Consider the following 20298-nt stretch of genomic DNA (forward strand, 5'->3'; position numbering starts at 1 on the left):
CCAAGGCCTGTCTTGCAAGATGTAAGGGCCCCTCCCTTGCATACCCCCGTTCCCATCAGGTGGAACGGGGGCGGTGACACTGGCCCCGGACGCTCTTGCCGCAATGACAAGGGTATCCGGGGTCCTTTGTCTTTTTAAAAGCGGGTGTCGTCCGGCCTGCCGGTGCACGCCCCCGTGATCCATGCCGGAGCGGAGATCCCATGTATCGCCATCGCCTGCCGTCCCTGCTGCTGACTGCCAGCGCCATCACTGCCCTTGTCGTTACATCCGGTTTCGCGGCGCCGCCCTCCGGCCTGTCCGCTACCGGTGGTACCCGGGCTAACCTGGAAGGCGCGATGGAACGGCCATTGCGCTACCGTCCGGATGGCGGCGATTTTGTGATCGAAAATGGGACGGAATTTTTCAACCGTCCGCTCTATGGCGGCAACACGGCGTTCCGTGTCGATGGCGGCGACCGGCCGGAATTTGTGCTGTATCTGCCGGGGCGTGGCGGCAATCTGCGCCTTGCCATCGCCACCCCGGCGGGCACCCGATGGCTGCATGCCGCATCCCGGATCACCGCCCGTTACCGACCGGGGGAACTGCATTACACCATTGCTGATCCGCTATTGGGGCCGGGCGCGGAATTGCGCCTGTCCGTCCTTGCCTATGCGGAGACGGAAGGGCTGGCGCTGAAGCTGGAAGGTAGTGGATTGCCGACAGGCACGGCGCTGATATGGGCCTATGGCGGGGTCAATGGTCAGCGGGGCAAGCGCGATGGCGATATCGGTACGGAGACGGTACCTATCAGCCAATGGTTCCAGCTTCAGCCTGATTTTGCCCAGGGCAACCAGATTGATCTGGATGATCAAGGCTTTATCCTGACCTCTCCCGCCGGCCGCATTGCCGGGACCGTCCCGGCTGCGGCCCGCCAGCATCTGGCCGATGCGTCTGACTGGAATGATCTGGACCGCCTGTTGCAGAAGACGGCCGGGGAACAGGGCCAGATGCCGGCCCGGCCCCTGGTTGTCGGGCAGGTGCCCTTGGGTAACAAGCAGCCGGTCCATCTGTCATGGCAAAGGCTGGATCGCGGCGGCGCACAGGAATTGTCGGATTATGTTGCCGTCACGGCCGACCGCAAGGGGCTGGATCGAAGCGTGAAGCCCGTATCCTTGCCGCCGCGCTTTACCCCGGATGCCGTGCCGGCGCGGTATGAGGCGGCGGTGAGACACTTCCAGGCCCTGCGCCGGCAGTTGGTGATCGACACGCCCGATCCCTGGATCAATGCGGCCGCCGGTGCTTTGAACATTGCCGCCGATGCCGTGTGGGACGAGGCCGAGCAGGCGGTGATGCATGGGGCCATCGCCTGGCGGGCCAAGCTGCTGGGCTGGCGCGGTGCCTATGCGCTGGATGCGCTGGGTTGGCACGAGCGCGCGCGGGCGCATCTGGATTATTGGGCGGGCCGGCAGAATACCGATCCGATCCCGGCGCATATCCCCCCGGCCGATGCCGACAGCAACCTTGCCCGCAGTGAGGCGGGGCTGCATTCCAACGGCGATATCGCCAATGCCCATTATGATATGAATCTGGTCTATATCGATGCCCTGATGCGGCATCTGCTCTGGACCGGCGATCTCGACATGGCGCGGCGTCTGTGGCCGACCATTGAGCGGCATCTGGCTTGGGAACGGCGTCTGTTCCGCCGCACCTTCGGCCCGGATGGAAAGCCGCTTTACGATGCCTATGCCGCCATCTGGGCCAGCGACGATTTGCAGTATCATGGCGGTGGGGTGGCCTATAGCTCCGCCTATAATTACGACCATAACCGCATGGCGGCCCGTCTGGCCCGTTTGCTGGGCCATGATCCTGCCCCTTATGAGGCGGAAGCAGCGGCGATTGCCGCCGGCATGCGCCGCCATCTCTGGCAGCCTTCCTTGGGCGCCTTTGCTGAGTTCAAGGATCTGCTGGGCCATCAGATGGTGCATCCCAGCGCAGGCTTGTGGAGCTTCTACCACACGATGGATGCGGGCCTGCCATCGCGGCAGGAGGCATGGCGGATGGCCGATGCGGTGCTGACCGGGCATCCGTCGCTGCCCGTGACGGGACCAGGGGTGCCGGACGGCGACCACCGCGTCTTCGCCACCACCAACTGGATGCCCTATGTCTGGTCGGTCAATAATGTCGTGATGGGGGAGAACCTCCACACGGCCCTGGCTTTGTGGCAGGCCGGGCGCGCGGAGGAGGCATTCGCGCTCAGCCGCAGTGCCATCCTGGCCAGCCTTTATATGGGCATCACGCCCGGCAATATCGGCACGCTGAATTATCTGGATGTCTATCGCCGGGAATCCCAGCGCGATTTCGCTGATGGCAGCGGCGTGATGGCCCGCACGCTGGTGGAAGGCCTGTTCGGCATCCGCCCCGATGCGCTGGCGGGGCTGTTGCGGGTGGAGCCGGGATTGCCGGCGGAGTGGGACCATGCCAGCCTGAAACATCCACAGATCGGCCTGTCGTTCCAGAGGGATGGCATGGTGGAGCGCTGGCGGCTGGACCAGCCGGGTGACCGTTTCCATACTGTGACCTTGCGCCTGCCCGCCCACCGTGACCGTATTGCCGGCGTGACGGCCAATGGCAGCCCGGTGGCGTGGCAGCCCGTGGTCGATGCCGTTGGCCGCCCCCTGGTGGAAATCACGGTCGCAAGCGGAAAGGCGGTTGATCTGGTCATCACCTGGGACGGTCAGGAACTGGAGAAACCGGCGCCCGGGGCTGATTTCGTCTGGCATCAGCAGGGGCAGATGGGCTGGTTTGTGCCCCCGGCACCGGTTGAGACGAATGATCCGGCCTTGCCCGGTTTTGATTGGCGGGCACCCCGTGATCATGCCCGTTTCGACACGCTGGACCTGTCTGGGCAGTTTAATGACAAGGTCACCGCCATTTTCCAGGCGGGTAAATATCAAAGCCCACGCGCCCCCCATGTCACGCTGGCCATCCCGTCGCAGGGGATTGGCGCCTGGGCTGGGCATGTCCATGCCATGGCGGACATTGATGATAGTGGTCTGCGCAAGCGCGCCGGTACGGCTGGCGGACGCTTGGCAATGCCCAATGGCGTGCCGTTCCGCACCCCGTCCCAGGCCGCGGCGGACAATATCCTGTTCACCAGCCAGTGGGACAATTATCCCCGCACCGCAACCCTGCCGCTGAAAGGCAAGGCAAAGGTGCTTTATCTGCTGATGGCCGGCTCCACCAACCATATGCAAAGCCGGATCGACAATGGCGCCGTGCTTGTTACCTACAAGGACGGCGGCACGGCACGCCTGCCTTTGCGCAATCCGGATAATTGGTGGCCGATTGAACAGGATTATTTCATTGATGATTACCAGTTCCGCCGCCCTGGCCCGCTGCCGCCGCGCATCGACCTGAAGACGGGGGTGGTGCGCTTGCTGGACGAGCAAGCTTTTAAGGGGCGTGGCGGGTCGGTTGCTGGCGGGGCGGCGACGGCGCTTGCCCTGGAACTGGACCCGGAACGGGAGCTTCACTCCCTGACAATCCACGCCCTTGCCAATGAGGTGGTGGTTGGCCTGATGGCGGCAACGCTGGAACGGCCCTGAATGAAAAAGGGGAGGGTGAGCTTCTGCCGTCCCTCCCCGCAGGCCGCCCCCTCAGATCGTCCAGCCGCCGTCAATCACATGGGCCTGACCGGAGGTGAAGGCGCTTTCATCCGACGCCAGATAGAGCGCCAGGGCCGCGATTTCCTTCGGGTTGCCGATCCGGCCCATGGGCTGGCGGGCGGTGAAGGCGGCCCAGGCAGCATCATAATCGCCGGTGGCGCGCAACCTGTCATGGAGGGAAGGGGTGTCCACAGTGCCGGGGCAGATGGCGTTACAGCGGATGCCGGCGGCGACAAAATCCGCAGCGACCGCCCGCGTCAGCCCCAGCACCGCCGCCTTGGATGCACCATAGGCGAAGCGGTTGGCCACCCCTTTGATGGAACTGGCGACCGAGGACATGTTGATGATGGACCCTCCCTTGGCGGCCAGCATGCCCGGCAGCACGGCGCGGATCAGGCGATATTGCGCCGTCACATTCAGATCAAAGGCCAGTGCCCAATCATCCTCGCTACAGTCCAGAATGGTGCCGCCATGGACGATGCCGGCGCAGTTGAACAGGATGTCCACCTGCCCGATGGCCGCGACGGTCGCCTTGATATCGTCCGGGTCGCGCACGTCCAGGCGCCGCGTCTGGCAGCCTTCCAGCCCGGCCAGGGCCGCGTCATTAATGTCGGTCGCCCAGACAAGGGCCCCTTCGGCTGCGAACAGTTCCGCCGTGGCGCGGCCAATGCCTTGGCCGGCGGCGGTGATCAGGGCGGTCTTTCCCGCCAGTCTTCCGGCTTTTTCCATGATCGATATCCCCTTGCCCGTCAGGCGACACGCGGCATGCAGCCGGGGCCGGAAGGCTCAAAACTCTTATAGGTCAGGATGAATTCACGGTGGCCCAGCGCTTCGGACTTGGTTTCCGCCCCGCCGGCCACGGCTTCCACCAGGGCCACGATCTCGGCGCCCACACTGTCCAGCGTGGCGCTTCCTTCCAGGATGGCACCGGCATTCACGTCCATATCCTCCCCCATCCGCCGCCAGGTCTCCGGATTGCCGGTGACCTTGATGACGGGCGCAATGGCGGAGCCGACGACGGAGCCGCGACCGGTGGTGAACAGGGTCAGATGCGCGCCACAGGCCATCATCTCCACAATTTCCGCATTGTCGGAAATATTGGGGAAGCCGAATTTGGGCGGCCCGTCCGGCACCACATCCAGCAGGTAAAGCCCCGGCGCGGTCGGCTGTTCTGCCGGTTTGATGACGCCGACAATGGGCCGGCTGCCGGATTTCACATAGGCGCCAGCGGATTTCTCCTCCTGTGAGGACAGGCCGCCTTCGGCATTGCCGGGAGCGAAGCTGCCATAGCCCATGGCGCGATAATAGGTCTCCGCCTTGGCGATGGAGGCGGTGATGGCGTCGGCCACGGCGGGGGTGGATGCCCGCACCGCCATTGGCCCTTCGCAGCCAATCATCTCCCCCGTCTCTTCAAAGATGCAGGTGGCGCCGGCATCCACAAGCCGGTCGAAGGCACGGCCCACCGCCGGGTTGGCGGTGATGCCGCTGGTCCCGTCCGACCCGCCGCAGATCGTGCCGATTACCAGATCGCTCAATGCCAGGGGAACGCGCACTTCCTTGTCTGCCATCTGCGCCCGGACGCGGGTGACGGCTTCCAGCCCTTTTGCAATCGCGGCTTTGGTGCCGCCGGCCTGCTGGATGACGATGGTTTCCACCGGCCGGCCCGATGCGGCGGCATGGGCGGCCAGCCCTTCGCGGTCGAAACTCTCACAGCCCAGCGACAACAGCACCACGCCGCCGACATTGGGGTGGGCGACCAGCGCCTTCATCATGCGCTTGGCATAATCATTGGGGTAGCAGCCGGGAAAGCCCACCAGATGCACATGTGGATCATCCGCCAGATCGACGATACGCCGGGCGGTGTGATGGGCGCATTCCACCAGATAGGCCACGATCACGATGTCGCGGATGCCCTTGCGGCCATCGGCGCGCAGATAACCCAGAGCCTGCATGGATATTACCCCTTCGCGGCATCGCGCAGATGCGCGCTGATATAATCGCTTTTCATATTGTGCATATGGACCCAACCGCCGGCTTTGACCGGATGGGTCATGGAACCGATGGGCGCGCCATATTTGATGACCTTGGTGCCTGCCGGCAGGTCGATCCGCGCCAGCTTGTGGCCCAGCGCCACCTGTTCGGCGGCGATGATATCAACGCCGTCCGCGCTGATCGCTTCACCGGCCATCACCGTGCGGCAGCAGACAACAACATTGTCATCTGCATGCAGAAGAATAATCGCGGGTGCCATCACCCAACCTCCAGCCCAGGAAAAAGGTTGCCGTCGCTGTTCATGGGGACACCGCCGGTACGGGGGCATCGGGATGCAGCAGCCCGCCCTCCCGCAATGCCGCCCAAAAGTCGGGCGGAATGGTCTGATGGTGCAGGGCCAGCATTGCCCGCACCCGGTCCGGGCTGTCCAGGCCGGGGATGACACTGGCAACGCAAGGATGCGCCAGGGGGAAGCGCAGGGCAGCGGCGGCCAGCGGCACCTCATACCGCGCGCATACCTGCTCAATCCGGCGGACCCGCGTGATGATCTCCGGCGGGGCCGGCGCATAATTATAATAGGGGACCGTATCGCCATGCGTGCCGCTGGCCAGGATGCCGGAATTAAACGCCCCCCCGATGATCACCGATGTGCCCTGGCGGCTGCATTCCGGCAGCAACCGGTCCAGCGCGCCCTGTTCCAGCAATGTATAGCGCCCGGCCAGCAAGATGGCGTCCAGTGGTGCCACCTCCAGGCATTCCAGGCAGGCCTCCACCTCGTTGACGCCAATGCCATAGCCGGCAATAGCGCCTTCCTTCTTCAACCGTTCCAGCGCGCGGAAGCCGCCGCCGCGCGTCAGTTGCGCGAACCGTTCGGCATGGGCATCGCCATGGGTCACCCGGCCGATATCATGGACCAACAACAGGTCAATCCGGGACAGCCCCAGCCGGTGCAGCGAGGCCTCCCACGACCGCAAAATGCCATCATGGCTGTAATCATAGACCGGCGTGAAGGGCAGGGGGGACCGGAAGCCGTGTCGCTCCCCGTCATTGCGGATGGTGGGATCTGGTGTCAGCAGGCGACCGACCTTGGTGGACAGCACCACCCCGGCCCGCCCCCGTATCCCGTCACCAACCCGACGTTCAGACAGGCCAAACCCGTAATAGGGCGCCGTGTCGACAAAGCCGATCCCGGCATCCAGGGCGGTGGCCAGCGTTGCGGCGGCATCTTCATCAGACAGGGGGCGGTAGAGATTGCCCAAAGCCGCCCCGCCAAAGCCGATTTCGCTGACCCACAGACCGGTTTGCCCCAAGGGGCGCGTGGCAATCTGCGTCACTGCACACCTGTGGATCGGGAAGAGCCATGCTGGCCCAGGTCGAAGATGCAGTCCATCGGGTGCCATTTCTCACCCGATGCCGCCTCCGGCAGCCGGCGCTGGAACCTGTCCATCAAGGATTCCCAGCGGGCAGCGGCATCGGACAGGGCCGGACCGGTCGGGCGCGGATAATCGGCCTCCACCTCGCTGACCATCACCATCCGGTTGCCGGTGCGCCAGATTTGCATGGATTTCACGCCGCTGGCCCTTATATGGGCCAGCACTTCCGGCCATACCCCGCCCGGCTGATGCAGCTTTTCATATTCCGTGATCAGATCCCGGTCTTCGACCAGATCGAGGCTGAGACAGAGCCGCCTTGTCATGCCACATCCCCCTGACGGCGGGCGTGCAGCGCGAAGGCAAGGCAGATGGCAAAGCAGGCCGCCGGGATCGGCATCGCATAATGGATGCCGCCTGCCAGATCAGAAACCAAGCCCATCAATGGCGGCACCAGCGCGCCCCCGATGATGGACATGATCAGGAAGGACGATCCCATTTCCGTGTCCGGCCCCAGGTCGCGCAGGCCCAGCGCGAAAATGGTGGGGAACATGATGGACATGAAGAAGCTGGTCAGCCACAGGGCGCCGACCGCGGGCACACCGGTCATGAAGGTGGCGGCAAGGCACAGCAGGATGTTGGCCCCGGCATAGAGCGCCAGCAGGCTGGCCGGTGGCACCCGCCGCTGGATGATCGCGCCGCTGAAACGACCGATCATCAACAGGGCGAAGCTGCCCGACAGCAAAAAGGCCACGGTCCTTTCATCCATGCCGGGCATCACATCCTTGGTGAAATCGATAAAGAAGCTCCAGATTCCGACCTGCGCGCCGACATAGAAGAACTGCGCGATCACCGCCCGCCGCAAGCCGGCATGGCGCAGGGCGGCAAAGGCCGGGCGTTTGCCGACGGCTGGCGCGGTGTCTGTCGCCCCCGGCGCCGTCATGGCGGGAAAAGGGGTGCGGGCGATCAGCAGGGCCAGCAGCACGACCGCGATGCCGATGATCAGATAAGGCCCTTGTACGGCCGCCGCCTCCGACGCCCGCCACGCCGCCTGGGCCGTCGCATCCATGCCGGCCAGCGTGTCGGCGCTATGGTCTACACCGGAGAAGATGAACAGGCCGCCGATCACCGGCCCCAGGATGGCCCCAACCCCATAGAAGGATTGGGCCAGATTCAGCCGCGCCGACCCGGTTTCCGGCCGGCCCAGCACAATGACATAGGGGTTGGCGGCGGTTTCCAGAAAGGCCAGCCCGAAAGCGATGGTGTAAAGCGCGATCAGGAACAGCCCGTAAGCCTGGATAGAGGCTGCCGGATAAAACAGGAAGGCACCAACAGCATAAAGCCCCAGCCCGGCCAGGATTGCCTTCTTATAGCCGATACGCCGGATCAGCAGACCGGCCGGGATGGCGGCGCAGAAATACCCGACATAAAACGCGAACTGGATCAGCCCGGACTGGCCCCGGCTGAGATCCAGCGCCTTCTGGAACTGGCGGATCAGCACATCATTCAGCGACGCTGCCAGCGCCCAGGAGAAGAACAGGCTGGTGACCAAGATGAAGGCGACCAGATGGCGCCGGTCCACAAGCGGCGGACGGGCGGCAACGGGTCTGGTGGCGCTGCTGGTATCGGCGACCATGGCAGTTTCCTTATCCCTGACATTGTTACGTCCACCGCTTTGGTGGCGGCCGCTTGGCACGGCATCCGCCACGGTCCAGCCGTGGCGCTTTATGATTTCTGGATATCATTTATAAAAATGCTTTCAAATGAGAAAATAGAGGTGGGCCTCCAGAACATTTAGTTTCACATATGAAACTGGACAAGCTGTGCAATCTGACTGATAGAAAGGTTACAGCCTAACCATTCAACAAGCGAAGGAGACAGCCCTGATGGATGCGCAAGGCGATGGGGCGACGGAAGAAGAACGCCGTTACCGCGCACCCGCGTTGGAAAAGGGGCTCGATATTCTGGAACTGCTGGCGCGGGAACGCCGGCCCCTCACCATCTCCATGATGACCCAGAAGCTGGGCCGGTCGATGAGTGAGCTGTTCCGGATGGTGCAGGTGCTGGAATATCGCGGCTTCATCCAGCAATCAGCCGGCGGGGAAGGCTATGTCCCTACCGACCGGCTGTTCTCGCTGGGGGTGGAGCGTGCGCCGACGCGCAACATGCTGGAAATCGCCCTGCCGGTGATGCGCGACCTTTCCACCGCCATCGGTCAGTCCTGCCATCTGGCGGTGCGGTCGGGCAGCGATATCGTGGTGGTGGCGCGCATGGAATCCGCCGAGCAGATCGGCTTCAGCGTGCGCATCGGCCATCGCCGGTCCATGGCGCTGACCCGGTCGGGCGCGGTTCTGTTCGCCTTCCAGCAAAAGCTGGTGCAGGAGCGATGGCTGGCGGAGATGGCGCCCACCGCTTCCGCCCAGCAACTCAACGAATTCCAGAAACACGCGACCCTGGTGCGGGAACGGGGTTTCGACAAAGCGGCCAGCGATTTCGTGCAGGGGGTGACGGATCTGTCCGCGCCGATCCTGCGGGGCGAAGCCGCCGTTGCCGCCCTGACCATCCCCTTCGTGCAGACGATGCAGCCCGTCTGCACCATGGATCAGGCATTGCAACATCTGTCAGCGGCAGCGGCAGAGATTTCCGGTTCCCTGCTGGTATCAGACAACCGGGTTTGATATCGGGGCGGGGGAAGTGCCCCGCCCCCTATCCGCCATCAGGTGAACTGGATATCGTATCGGCCACCCTGGTCCAGCTTGACCCGCCACAGGTCTTTTTGCCGGCTGAACTCCGTTGCCCGCCGGCCTTTGGTGATGCGGCGGACCGATTGCCCCGGCGGCAGGCGCAGCAGATGCGTACCATCAGCCGTGGCTGTCAAGGTTGCCGTGGTCAGCCTGCCATCGGTCCAGGTGAAGTCCAGCATCAGCCCACCGCGCGCCCGGATGCCATTGATCCGGCCCCCGGCGGCCCATGCTTTTGGCAGGGCAGGCAGCAGGTTGATTTCCCCGGCATGACTTTGCAGCAGCATTTCCAGCAGGCCGGCACCGCCGGCGAAATTGCCGTCGATCTGGAACAGCGGGCCGGCTCCGCTGGGGTGGGTGTCCAGCATTGCGGGGGATGTGCCCATCGTCAAAAGCGCGTTGAAATTCTCCAGCGCCTTGTCGCCATCCTCCAGCCGGGCGAAGACATGGATGATCCAGGCGCGTGCCCATCCGGTGGCACCGCCATCGGCGGCCAGCCGTCGCTCCATGGAAATGCGCGCGGCCTTCGCCAGCTCGGGCGTGCCGCGCAAGGTGATCTCGTTGCCAGGGGTCAAAGGGTAGAGGTGGGAGATGTGGCGATGGCCCGGCTCATGCTCCACAAAATCCTGTTCCCATTCCTGCAACTGGCCATGGCGGCCGATGCGATAGGGCGGCATCTGATCGGCCAGCCCCTTCAGGCGGGCTGCGAAATCCTGATCGATGCCCAGAATGGCGGCGGCCTGGATGGTGAAGGAGAAGACTTCCCGGATCATGGCCAGATCCATGGTGCAACCGGGGCTGACGGCATGGGCTTTCCCGTCCGGACCTGTGAACAGGTTTTCCGTGGAAACCGATGGCGCCGTCGTCAAAAGCCCGGTGCGCGGGTCACGGACCAGCCAGCCGGCACAGAATTCCGCGCAGCCCTTCAACAGCCGGTAACCGCGTTTGGCCAGGAAGCCGCGATCCTGGCTATAAAGGTAATGTTCCCAGACATGGCGCACAAGCCAGGGGCCGGCCAGGGCGAAATTGGCCCAGTTAGGATTACCCTCCCCCTCCCCGACGGGGGAGGAGAGGCGCCAGATATCGCTATTGTGATGCACGCACCAACCATCCAGCCCATACAGCATGCGCGCGGTTTGGGCGCCCGTCTCCGCCAGCCCCTCGATCATGTCGATCAGGGGGCTGTGCAACTCGGCCAGATTGCCGCTTTCCGCTCCCCAGTAATTTTCCTGCACATTGATGTTGGTGGTGTAATTACAGCTCCAGGGCGGGCGGACCTCCCAGTTCCAGATCCCCTGCAAATTGGCGGCCTGGGTGCCGGGCCGGGAACTGGCGATCAACAGATAGCGGCTGAAATTCAGATACAGCACCGCAAGACCCGGATCGGGATTGGTCCGGTTGCCGGTCAGCCGTTGGTCGGTAGGGCGTTCGACGCCGGTTCCGGAGGCGGCAAGTTGCAGGGAGAGGCGCCGGTAAAGGCTTTGATGGTCCTGGATGTGGGTCTGGCGCAGATCGGCAAAGGGGCGCCCCCTTGCGGTTGCCAGTGGTTTCAGGGTGTCTGACAATATTTGCGCCAGCGGCGTGTCGGGTGCCTTGTCATAGCCCCGGAAGCCAGTGCTGGCGGCAATGGCCATCACCAGTTCACCTGCTCCCGACACCCGTAATGACTGCCCGTCTATATCGATTTTGCCATCGGTGGACAGGATTTCCAGCCGCGTGGCAAAGCGCATGCCTTTACCCTCCTCGTCCGAATAGACGACCGGGTTCAACACCTGACGACGGTAGGAGGGCGCACAGCGTGTCGGTGCCTTGCCGGTCAGCGTGATGCCGGCATTGTCCGGGGCCACAGTGAAGCGCAACAGGCTGTCCAGCCGCAGCCTGATTGACAGGGCGCCCGCCTGATCCGCCGTCAGCCGCAGAATAATCAACTGGTCGGGATGGGATGCGAAAAGCTCGCGTGTGAAGCCCACACCGTCGATCTTATAGCTGACACTGGTAACGGCTTCATCCAGGTCCAGGGCCCGCCGGTAATCGGTGATCTCACCCTGATGGTCCATCTCCAGATGCAGGTTGGCCAAGGGGGCGTAGGAATGGGTGAAAGGCCCCTGCAGCGCGGCGCACTTCCTGTCCGCTTCTGCATAATCGCCGGCAAATGCGGCGGCGCGCACAGCGGCCAGAGCCTCCACCCCACCTTCCTTGCGCCATTCGTGTGGCTGGCCAGCCCATAGCGTATCTTCGTTCAGGATGATGGTTTCCAGCAGGGGGTGCCCGGGCACCATCGCCCCCAGCCGGCCATTGCCGATCACCAGACTGTTCAGGGGAATATCGGCGGGGCGGCTGTACCAGAGCAGATGCTCACAGGGGATGGGGCCAAGCGGGTTCTGCGAAGATGCGGCAGCAGCGGTGACAGGCAAAAACATTCCTGCCGCGGCCCCGGCCCCTGTACTGAGCAATTCCCGTCTGCTGACATGCCACGCCACCTGCGTCTCTCCAAATTTTCTACATTTCAAAGATATATAATATAAATAAATTGTCTTGTCGCCTGAAAGGAGTGTTGCGGTTCTCGGCTTGGAGATTATTTTAAATCAGCCTCTTAGATGCCTTTTGGGCTTGATGGCAACGAGAACGGACGACCGCGATCTCATCGCCGTGGGGCCGGTCATAACTCAGGTACCAGGACGAAACCTGGGACGACATCCTGCCGAAAAACGTCCCTTTCACTGATGGCGGAGAAGGGGGGAGCATGATCGCCGACGATCACGATAAGTGGATGATAGGGCAACGACGATGCGCTCGTAACGATTCCCTCCAGCACATTTTTCAGCGCGGCAATGTGCATACACGCACCGTCAGGCAGACCCTGGATATGACAGCTTTCTGAGAGCGTGTTTGGCAACTCAACAGGTACAACAGGCAGATGAGTGTTTAAAGTCAGGACATACGCAAAAGATTTGGGTGACGAAATATGGGAAACCGCCACATCCAGCAGGTCCTTGTCACAAGCGCCGCGGAAAACATTTCCACACCGATTCAAGCTTGCTACTTCTTGATTTTCTATAAAGAAAAGCTGATCGACTCCAATTTTGGGCCACCACGATTGACGATCAAACATTTGTTTTGAGAAGCCATGAAATCCGCTGGTATGCCACCCCAATCTCGCAAGCTGCGCAGGCAGGCAGTTTTTGCCAGTAGAATCAGTCATTGCTTTGTACGACCCTTCTAGGCCGCATAATGACCTCAGCTCACCGTTTGTAGTAGCCCCTCGAAATTCAATTTGATAGAAATTTGTATTGTAGTTATTTATATGAACGTACTGCTGAAGGAATTGTAGTGCATCATCTGATTTCGGGACGCCAAGAGACTCGACCACTACGAAGAGAATTGAACGATCTGGATGAGCAGAAGCCCAGGCAACAATATCAAATTTCTTTGATATGGATTGGTCGCTCACAATCTGTCGCAGCATGTGTTTTTCCGGCGATCTTAATGAACTCCTGGCTAAATTAAATGCAGGACTGCCAGCGATGTTCACCGGCATAATCATCTTATCTCTGCGCCATATATCTGAAGCGCCATTGGTAGCATCAAACACGAAAAGAAATATACCAATAATAATCAGATCAGCGACTGATTTTGCCGAATTCGATATACGTCTGGAAGTGGTATACAAAAAACATAAGAATATTAAGAAAACCATCATCCCTATGACGTGCCAGTAAGTGATAAAACTCTGCCAATCTATATTGCCAGAAAAGCGAGCGCTTTGTAGAAATTCGTTGGGCGTCAGAAACTGATAAGTCAGTGATTGTGATACTAGGCCATCAACAATCCATGCCGCTAAAATTAGAAAAAAGCCAATAGGCTTGTTGAAAATTGATACTATCAATGCAATGATTGTTTCATAACTAAAAAGCGGTCTGTTTATAAAAACCACTCCGCCAATAATCCAAAATGGGGCGTTTGCAAAGCAAACTGCCAAAAAATTCATCGAAAGACGTTTCCAGTAATCACGTAACAAAATCATTGGATACACCCAGATTGTATTTTTGGCGTTACTTCACTTGAAACATAAAAGCCAGTCGCACCGTAAGCTATCTGCTCAAGAAAATATTTACATCCAATAGTGGGGTGAGTAAATATTTTTATTCCATTTCCTTCATTGTGATCGATTGCAGGTAATCTATACGAAGGGACCGTTAGGGCCTTAAATCCAGATCCAATCAGGCTTCGTTGAATATGGCTTACAGAACGTTTAGCCATATAAACAGTGATGATTGGTCCTGCTAATTTTTTCTCCTTAAGCCATTCTTTAAATAATTGAATGTGGTTTGGCTTGTATAGCTGGAAAATAATACGACTAGAATCTTCGTTGCTGATTTTTTGCAATATTTCTCGGCTTGTAATTGAAAAATCTGTTTTTATGTCCAAAATAAGCCATGATTGATTCTCAGACGCAAATTTAAGCGCCTTTTCGAAGGTGCAGTCGCTATCTTGAAGGGGGCGGGGAAGATCGGGCCCATGATGGCAGCGAATGATTTTGTCATGGTCGAGCCACAAATCGACTTCCATTAGCCTCAACCCTTTAGACAAAGATTCCCTCATCTCTGGCAAGGTGTTCTGGCGTTTAGAATCAGATGCTCCTAAGGCATGTGCAATCAAAGTTGGGGTGCTATTTTCTGCTAGCCAGGAATAATCAAATTGATCTTTTATTAAAGATATACTTGACCAATCTTCATGAAATAGATAATCGCCAGTCATATCTTTTCCTCTTTCATTAAAGAGGTTTATATCTATCCAATTATAGAGGCCGGTATAATAAGAAACAATAAGCATACCCATTGCTAAAAAAATCATCATAAGAGCATTTTTTAAAATATTTGTGTAATGCATATTCTATTCTCAATTTTAGCAGGTTGTAAAAATTAAAATCCGATAAAATAACTACCAAAGTGCATTCACCTAACTCGGAGAAAGACGGTTTATACACCGCCAATACATTCATAATGCCGATTGGGAAATTCAACCCACTTGACTTTGCGGCTTTACATAAGGAATGCAGTGAGCCTGAATGTCAGCAGACCATCCAATGGGCAGAACACAGCTATTGCATAGCTTATATCAATACAGCAAGGCCTTTTTAAGCTGCCCGCCAATTACCCGCCAGCATAATCCCATATTATCAAGCTCTTCAAATAATTGGATTTTTAACCTCTTAAGACCCATGTCGGAGCGACGGGATAACCTAGTTTCCTTTCGATGCTTTATGACTTTTTAAAAAGCTGAGGACGATAGCGGTCCTGCAGAACCTGAGGGCGGTTGCCGGAAGCAGGGATCAGCTTCCACATATATCAGGACATGCAGGTCAGCTCTCTCTTCGCTTGATCAGCCTTCTGGCGCTGGCTGCAAAAATCGCCGCCAGCGCCAGCATCATCAGATCAAACCCCGCAAAAACCCAGTCACCTTCCATCAGGCTGCGATGCAGTCCGCGCGATGTTGTCAGCAGGTTTATCACCGGCACGAGGGTGTAGAGCAGGGCGGTTCCGGCCAGCAGTTCTACCCAGGCTTTGCGCGGGGGCCGCGCGCCGGCCCAGGCCAGCAGGGCGCCCCAGGCGATGAACAGGCTGTTGATCTCCCATTCCGCCCGGTGCGCCATGCCCAGTGGCAACAGCCTGTTGGCCAGGAAATACACGGCAAGGGCGCCGAGCCCCCCGACGATGATGCCGATATTCAGTCTTTCCACCAGATGGTGCGCCCTGGGGGTTGCCGAATGACGCTGCCTTTTGGCGATCCAGAGGATCAGGCCCGTCGCCACCATGGCGGTTCCGGCCACGCCGGACAGGAAATAAAGCCAGCGCAGCAGCGGTGCGGCGAAGCGGCCGGTATGCAGGTCGGTCATCACCCCATAGGTGGCGAGTGCCGGCCCCGGCGAAAAAGGGGCGAGCAGGGGCTGCCCCGTGACAGCGCTGAAATAGAGTGGGTTGTATCGGCCACCCAGTCGGTCGACATGGAAATGTACTTCGGCCATGGCCGAGACTGTGCCGGGATCATGCAGAATGAGGTATGTCGGTGTCAGCCCGCCGGACGCGGTTTTCGCCTGTTGCAGCAGGGCGGGCAGGGGCAGCATCGGCGACGGGGTTGCTATGATCTCCCCCCGCACGGGTGCCGGGCGGATGGCGGCGGTGAAGCTGGCGCGGTCGGGGAAATTGGCACTGATCCCCCAGGGCATCAGGGTAAACATCAGCGTTACCAGCCCGGTATAGGTGATCATCACATGGAAGGGCAGCGCCAGGACGGAGGAGACATTATGACCGTCCAGCCAGGAACGCGGCCCCTTGCCCAGCCGCAAGGTGAAGAAATCCGCAAAGATCCGTTTATGGATGATCAGGCCTGATACCAGGGCCGCCAGCATGCCAAGTGAAGCAAGCCCGACCAGATAACGGGCCAGCAACCAGGGTATATAATAGAGATTATAATGGAAGCTGAAGAGGAAGGCGCCGCCCCGCGTCTGCCGTGGCATGACAGGGGCGCCGTCCGCCGGCTGGAAATGCACCTCACCCCCCTTCCAGCCGACAGACACGGGTTCCCCACCCCGCGCTGCTGGCAGGGTCAGGGTCCAGGGGCCGCTGGCCGGGGCGTGGGTCGCCAGATGTTCAAAGGTCCGGACCAGGGCGGTATCCGATACTGGTCCGGGCCGCAGTTCGGGCCGCATCCAGCCGGAAATCTCCGGATTGAAGAAAGAAGCGGTCCCGAACAGGAACACGATGAACATCAGCCAGCCGAAGACCAGCCCCGCCCAACCGTGCAGCCAGGCCATGGATTGGCGCAAGCTGCCCTTCATGGGCAGCCCCGCTTGCAGATGCTTCGACAGGCCATAGACCGGGCCTTAGAAATCGGCGGTGATGGAGACCAGCACGGTGCGGGGCGCCCCGACTGTCAGCCCCTCACGCGCGGCGGATAGCCAATAATCCTTGTTCAGCACGTTCTCCACCGTGCCGCGCAGGGTCAGTGGGTGATCGCCGGCCAGGAAGGCATAGCGCACGCCCAGATCCCAGCGCGTCCAGTTGCCGATCTTCTGTGTATTGCCGACATCTACGAATTGGGAACTGGTATGGATGAGGCTGCTGTTCAGCGTCAGGCCGGGGATGAAGGGCGTATCCCATTCCCCCGTCAGGTTGAACTGACGCTTCGGTACGGCCGGGGCCGTGTTGCCGTCATTGGTGCCGCCGGCCGTTTCGGTCAACTCGCCATTTGTCAGGGCGATGCCGCCCAGCAGGCGCACGCCTTCCGTCACCTCGCCATGGACACTGAGTTCGATGCCCCGGTTGCGCTGGTTGCCATCGACATCGAAAATCAGGGTCGAGGGGTCGACGAAGGAACTGGGCCGGTCGATCTGGAACAGGGCCAGCGTGGCGCCGAAACCATCCAGGTCAATCTTGGCGCCGATCTCATATTGCTTGGTGGTGAAGGGGGCGAAGACCTGCCCGGCATTGGTGGCCGTGGATGGCGCCGTTGGTCCCTGGCTCAACCCCTCGATATAATTACCGTAAACCGCCAGATATTCCATCGGGCGGACGGTCAGCGCTACGCTGGGGGTGGTGGCGGATTTATCGTAATGCGCCGTGCGTGCGCCCGACACCCCATCGAAAGTCGCGGTTTCCACCTTCTGGTGCCGCAGGCCGATGGTCAGTTGCACCTCGTCATTCGCCGTGGCGATGGTATCAGCCAGGGCGATGCTGGATATGTCGGTCGTTCCCACCTTGGGAATATGGGTGATGGCGACCAGGGAGGGCTGGGCGATCCGCACCGGCTTATACAGGTTGGAGAAGATGGTGCTGCCACGCACCCGCATCTGGCCGGAATCCTGATCCAGCACGCTGGTGCTCAGCACAGGGCGATGGAACAACATACCGGTGGCGAACTGGCCACGTATGCCGGCTTCGGCGGTCAGGCTGTCCATATATTCGTTCAGCCGGGCCGGTATCGCGCCGATCGTGCCGGCCCCGTCGATCATCAGCCAGCTTGTCTGTACGCTTTCAAAATCATAGGAGCGGGCGCCGACGGCGGCAAAGCCGGTCCAGTTGGGCGAAAAATCGAACTCCCCTCGCACCATGCCGGACAATTCATCCGTCTGCCAATAGGTCCAGTCGGGGAAGAAATTGCCATTGGTGTCGGGTGCGCGCGGAATGGCGGTGCCGGCACCAGGCGGGAACAGCAAGCCGCTGCGGGCATTGGTGTCGCGATATTGGTAATTGGCATCCGCTTCCAGGCGGAACCGTTCACCTTGATAATCCAGTCCCAAGGCTGTGGCTTTCAGATCCTCACGGCTGTTCTTGGGGGCGGTGTCACCATCGCGATAGAGCGCGTTCAGGCGCACGCCCACCTGCTGCGCTTCCCCGAAACGACGGCCAACATCGGCATGCAGGCCAAACTGGCTGTCACTGACATAAGAGGCAGTCAACCGGTTGATCGGCTCGGCTTCCGCCCGCTTGGGCACCAGATTGATGGCCCCCCCGATGGAGCCGGATGGCGCCATCCCGTTCAGCAGCGCATTGGGCCCCCGCAGCACCTCCACCCGTTCTACCCCGATCATGGCGCTGGAATTGCGGGGTGACAGGCCATAAAGCCCGTTGAAGGAGACATCATAGTTGAACAGGGTGAAGCCACGGACATTGAACTCGTCCCGGCCCGATCCGCGGGAGTAGGTATTGCGGATCGACGGATCGCTGGACAGGACATCACCCAGATTCTGGGCCTGCTGATCCTCAATGAATTGCGACGTATATTGGGTGACGTTGAAGGGCGTATCCAGATTGTCGCGGCTGCCCAGCAACCCAACCTTGCCGCCGCGTGCCACCTGCCCACCAGCATAAGCAGGGGACAGATTGCCGATCTCCACCTGGGCCGGCATGGTGGGTATCGTCTCCTCCACCCGCAACGGGCCCGTCAGGATAGCGCCATCTACGGATTGGGGGGCGGGCACAATCGTGACCACATTGCCGGTGATGCGGGAAGTGAAACCGGTCCCGGTCAGCAACTGGCTCAAGGCTTGGGCCGGGGAAAGCGTGCCGCTGACGCCAGAGGTACGCACCCCCCGGATCGTCGCACCGTCCACCGTGACCTGATAACCCGATTGCGCGCCGAACAGCACAAGCGCATCAGCCAGAGGCTGGGCCGGGATGGTGAAGGTGCGGCCTGCTTCTGACTGTGCCAAAGCGGGAACGGTTGCTGCCACCATGATCGGGCCTGTGGCCACGGTAGCCAGAAGGACCGCCCCCATCACCCGTCTTTGTGCGCTGCCTGCACTCCACTTGCGCGCCATGATCACCATTCTCTCCCATCATCCAATCGCAATTGCGCTTGCTAATGCCTCGCATTAAAAGCGCTCTTGGGTTAGACGAACGGGCCAGCCCCCTTTTCGGTAAAAAAGTTGGGCGGGTTGATAAAAATTAAAAACGTAGATAATTCAGATAATTATGATTTCGATATCACCATAAGCCATGGCGTGATCTGGCGAACGACGCCACCATGGGGCTGTACGATCAGGCGCGCCGCCGCCAGGGGATCTGTCATGTCAAAGATGCCTGTAACAGTGCGTGCACCCAACGTGGCATCGGTAAGAAGGACCTGCCCGCCATAATAGCGGCGAAGGTCCCCGACTACTTCTGACAAGGGGCGGTCAACAGCGGTGAGGCGCCGGTCGGTCCAACTGCCAACCATGTCAGGCGATATTTCGCCCTGTTCGGCTGCACCATCCGGCATTATCCGGGTCCACTGGCCCGCCGTTAGAACCACTCCCGCCGGTTCTCCAATGGCTTTCACCTGCACAATGCCATGATGCACGGCAATCTCCGCCCGCTCCTTACTGCCAAGGCGGATATCGAACCCGGTACCCAGCACGGTTACAGTCGCCGTGCCGGCCGCCACCTGGAAGGGGCGGGCGGGATCACGGGCGACATCAAAATATGCTTCCCCGGTCAGCAGGGCGACCATGCGCTGGTCATCCGCATAATCCACCTTGATGGCACTGGCGGGAGCAAGCCGGATCTGGCTGCCATCATCCAGCGTGACAAGCCGCTGTTCGCCATCCCCCGTGCGATGATCGGATGTTGCCCTTACCATTACTGCCGGCCCTGCCAGCCATGCCAGCGCGATAGCGGCTGCCAGGGCGGCCACGGTACGGCGACCGGGCCGCAGCCCGATTTTGTTTGCGGCCCGTGCGGGGGGGAGCGGCCTTATCCCTTTGGTCTGGACAATCAGGCTGGATACCCGCGACGCTTCTGCCCAGGCTGCGCGATGCTGGGGATCGGCAGCCAGCCATATCTGGAACTGGTCCCGCAAGGCCATGTCTTCCGGGGCATCATCCAGCAGAATGCCCCAATCAACCGCTGCGCACAGGGCTTTGTCCCATGTTGCCGCCTCGTCATCGCCCCCGGCCTGGACGGGCTGGTCGTCGTCTTCTCCCGGTGATCTGGTCATAGGGCCTCCGTGACCGGTTGGACGGAAAATGGACAGGATGAAGGCCGTCCCATCCATTTGACGATACGGTGGTTG

The 20298-nt window shown here is 60.3% G+C and carries 14 protein-coding genes; 2 read left to right on the forward strand and 12 right to left on the reverse strand.

What is annotated here, in order from left to right; translation table 11 throughout:
• Window positions 1-200 precede the first annotated feature (200 nt).
• The gene (locus tag G473_RS30865) at window positions 201-3584 is read left to right on the forward strand and encodes a DUF4450 domain-containing protein (RefSeq protein WP_035707106.1); all 3384 of its coding nucleotides are present in this window, start codon (window positions 201-203) and stop codon (window positions 3582-3584) included.
• A gap of 51 nt (window positions 3585-3635) precedes the next feature.
• Here G473_RS30865 and G473_RS0112850 read toward each other — a convergent pair whose 3' ends face one another.
• From G473_RS0112850 to fucP, 6 genes are read right to left on the reverse strand one after another with little or no spacing between them, the layout of a single operon-like run.
• Window positions 3636-4373, reverse strand: a complete 738-nt coding sequence (locus G473_RS0112850; protein WP_029013433.1) for an SDR family oxidoreductase — start codon at window positions 4371-4373, stop codon at window positions 3636-3638.
• Window positions 4374-4393: 20 nt separating this feature from the next.
• Window positions 4394-5596: a UxaA family hydrolase gene (locus tag G473_RS0112855; RefSeq protein WP_029013434.1), complete on the reverse strand. Its 1203-nt coding sequence runs from the start codon at window positions 5594-5596 to the stop codon at window positions 4394-4396.
• Between the two features lie 5 nt (window positions 5597-5601).
• Window positions 5602-5895 carry a UxaA family hydrolase gene (locus tag G473_RS0112860; protein WP_035707108.1) on the reverse strand — a complete coding sequence of 98 codons (294 nt, stop codon included), beginning with the start codon at window positions 5893-5895 and terminating at the stop codon, window positions 5602-5604.
• A 40-nt stretch (window positions 5896-5935) separates the two neighbouring features.
• Window positions 5936-6970 carry an aldo/keto reductase gene (locus G473_RS0112865; protein ID WP_029013436.1) on the reverse strand — a complete coding sequence of 345 codons (1035 nt, stop codon included), beginning with the start codon at window positions 6968-6970 and terminating at the stop codon, window positions 5936-5938.
• Window positions 6967-7332, reverse strand: a complete 366-nt coding sequence (locus G473_RS0112870) for an L-rhamnose mutarotase (protein WP_029013437.1) — start codon at window positions 7330-7332, stop codon at window positions 6967-6969. The genes G473_RS0112865 and G473_RS0112870 overlap by 4 nt, the downstream gene beginning before the upstream one ends.
• The gene (gene fucP / locus G473_RS0112875) at window positions 7329-8642 is read right to left on the reverse strand and encodes an L-fucose:H+ symporter permease (RefSeq protein WP_029013438.1); all 1314 of its coding nucleotides are present in this window, start codon (window positions 8640-8642) and stop codon (window positions 7329-7331) included. The genes G473_RS0112870 and fucP overlap by 4 nt, the downstream gene beginning before the upstream one ends.
• Window positions 8643-8892: 250 nt before the next feature.
• On the opposite strand from fucP, the gene G473_RS0112880 reads away from it, so the two are divergent.
• Entirely contained in the window at window positions 8893-9684 is a 792-nt protein-coding gene (locus G473_RS0112880; protein WP_029013439.1) for an IclR family transcriptional regulator, read from the forward strand.
• A gap of 38 nt (window positions 9685-9722) precedes the next feature.
• On the opposite strand, the gene G473_RS26745 is transcribed toward G473_RS0112880, so the two are convergent.
• From G473_RS26745 to G473_RS26755, 6 genes are all read right to left on the reverse strand, one after another.
• Window positions 9723-12161 (reverse strand): glycoside hydrolase family 95 protein, encoded by a 2439-nt coding sequence (locus tag G473_RS26745; RefSeq protein WP_210163317.1) that lies wholly within the window; start codon window positions 12159-12161, stop codon window positions 9723-9725.
• A 245-nt stretch (window positions 12162-12406) separates the two neighbouring features.
• Window positions 12407-13771, reverse strand: coding sequence for a sulfatase-like hydrolase/transferase (locus tag G473_RS30360; RefSeq protein WP_154667396.1), 1365 nt, complete (start codon window positions 13769-13771; stop codon window positions 12407-12409).
• Window positions 13768-14637 (reverse strand): PI-PLC domain-containing protein, encoded by an 870-nt coding sequence (locus tag G473_RS30365; protein ID WP_154667397.1) that lies wholly within the window; start codon window positions 14635-14637, stop codon window positions 13768-13770. Before G473_RS30365 ends, G473_RS30360 begins: the two co-directional genes overlap by 4 nt.
• Window positions 14638-15109: 472 nt before the next feature.
• On the reverse strand, window positions 15110-16585 hold the full coding sequence (locus tag G473_RS26750; RefSeq protein ID WP_051330239.1) for a PepSY-associated TM helix domain-containing protein: 1476 nt from the start codon (window positions 16583-16585) through the stop codon (window positions 15110-15112).
• A gap of 45 nt (window positions 16586-16630) precedes the next feature.
• Complete coding sequence (locus tag G473_RS0112910; protein ID WP_161630985.1) at window positions 16631-19066, reverse strand: TonB-dependent receptor; 2436 nt, start codon at window positions 19064-19066, stop codon at window positions 16631-16633.
• 152 nt (window positions 19067-19218) lie between these two features.
• The gene (locus G473_RS26755) at window positions 19219-20223 is read right to left on the reverse strand and encodes a FecR family protein (protein WP_051330241.1); all 1005 of its coding nucleotides are present in this window, start codon (window positions 20221-20223) and stop codon (window positions 19219-19221) included.
• Window positions 20224-20298 lie beyond the last annotated feature (75 nt).

The organism is Niveispirillum irakense DSM 11586, assembly GCF_000429645.1.
In the GTDB taxonomy this organism is placed as follows: domain Bacteria; phylum Pseudomonadota; class Alphaproteobacteria; order Azospirillales; family Azospirillaceae; genus Niveispirillum; species Niveispirillum irakense.

Excerpts from the sequence above, each read along its gene's own strand:
- G473_RS30865 (WP_035707106.1), top strand. The coding sequence starts at position 201 with ATGTATCGCCATCGCCTGCCGTCCCTGCTGCTGACTGCCAGCGCCATC.
- G473_RS0112850 (WP_029013433.1), bottom strand. The coding sequence starts at position 4,373 with ATGGAAAAAGCCGGAAGACTGGCGGGAAAGACCGCCCTGATCACCGCC.
- G473_RS0112855 (WP_029013434.1), bottom strand. The coding sequence starts at position 5,596 with ATGCAGGCTCTGGGTTATCTGCGCGCCGATGGCCGCAAGGGCATCCGC.
- G473_RS0112860 (WP_035707108.1), bottom strand. The coding sequence starts at position 5,895 with ATGGCACCCGCGATTATTCTTCTGCATGCAGATGACAATGTTGTTGTC.
- G473_RS0112870 (WP_029013437.1), bottom strand. The coding sequence starts at position 7,332 with ATGACAAGGCGGCTCTGTCTCAGCCTCGATCTGGTCGAAGACCGGGAT.
- fucP (WP_029013438.1), bottom strand. The coding sequence starts at position 8,642 with ATGGTCGCCGATACCAGCAGCGCCACCAGACCCGTTGCCGCCCGTCCG.
- G473_RS0112880 (WP_029013439.1), top strand. The coding sequence starts at position 8,893 with ATGGATGCGCAAGGCGATGGGGCGACGGAAGAAGAACGCCGTTACCGC.
- G473_RS30360 (WP_154667396.1), bottom strand. The coding sequence starts at position 13,771 with ATGATTTTGTTACGTGATTACTGGAAACGTCTTTCGATGAATTTTTTG.
- G473_RS30365 (WP_154667397.1), bottom strand. The coding sequence starts at position 14,637 with ATGCATTACACAAATATTTTAAAAAATGCTCTTATGATGATTTTTTTA.
- G473_RS26750 (WP_051330239.1), bottom strand. The coding sequence starts at position 16,585 with ATGAAGGGCAGCTTGCGCCAATCCATGGCCTGGCTGCACGGTTGGGCG.
- G473_RS0112910 (WP_161630985.1), bottom strand. The coding sequence starts at position 19,066 with ATGGCGCGCAAGTGGAGTGCAGGCAGCGCACAAAGACGGGTGATGGGG.
- G473_RS26755 (WP_051330241.1), bottom strand. The coding sequence starts at position 20,223 with ATGACCAGATCACCGGGAGAAGACGACGACCAGCCCGTCCAGGCCGGG.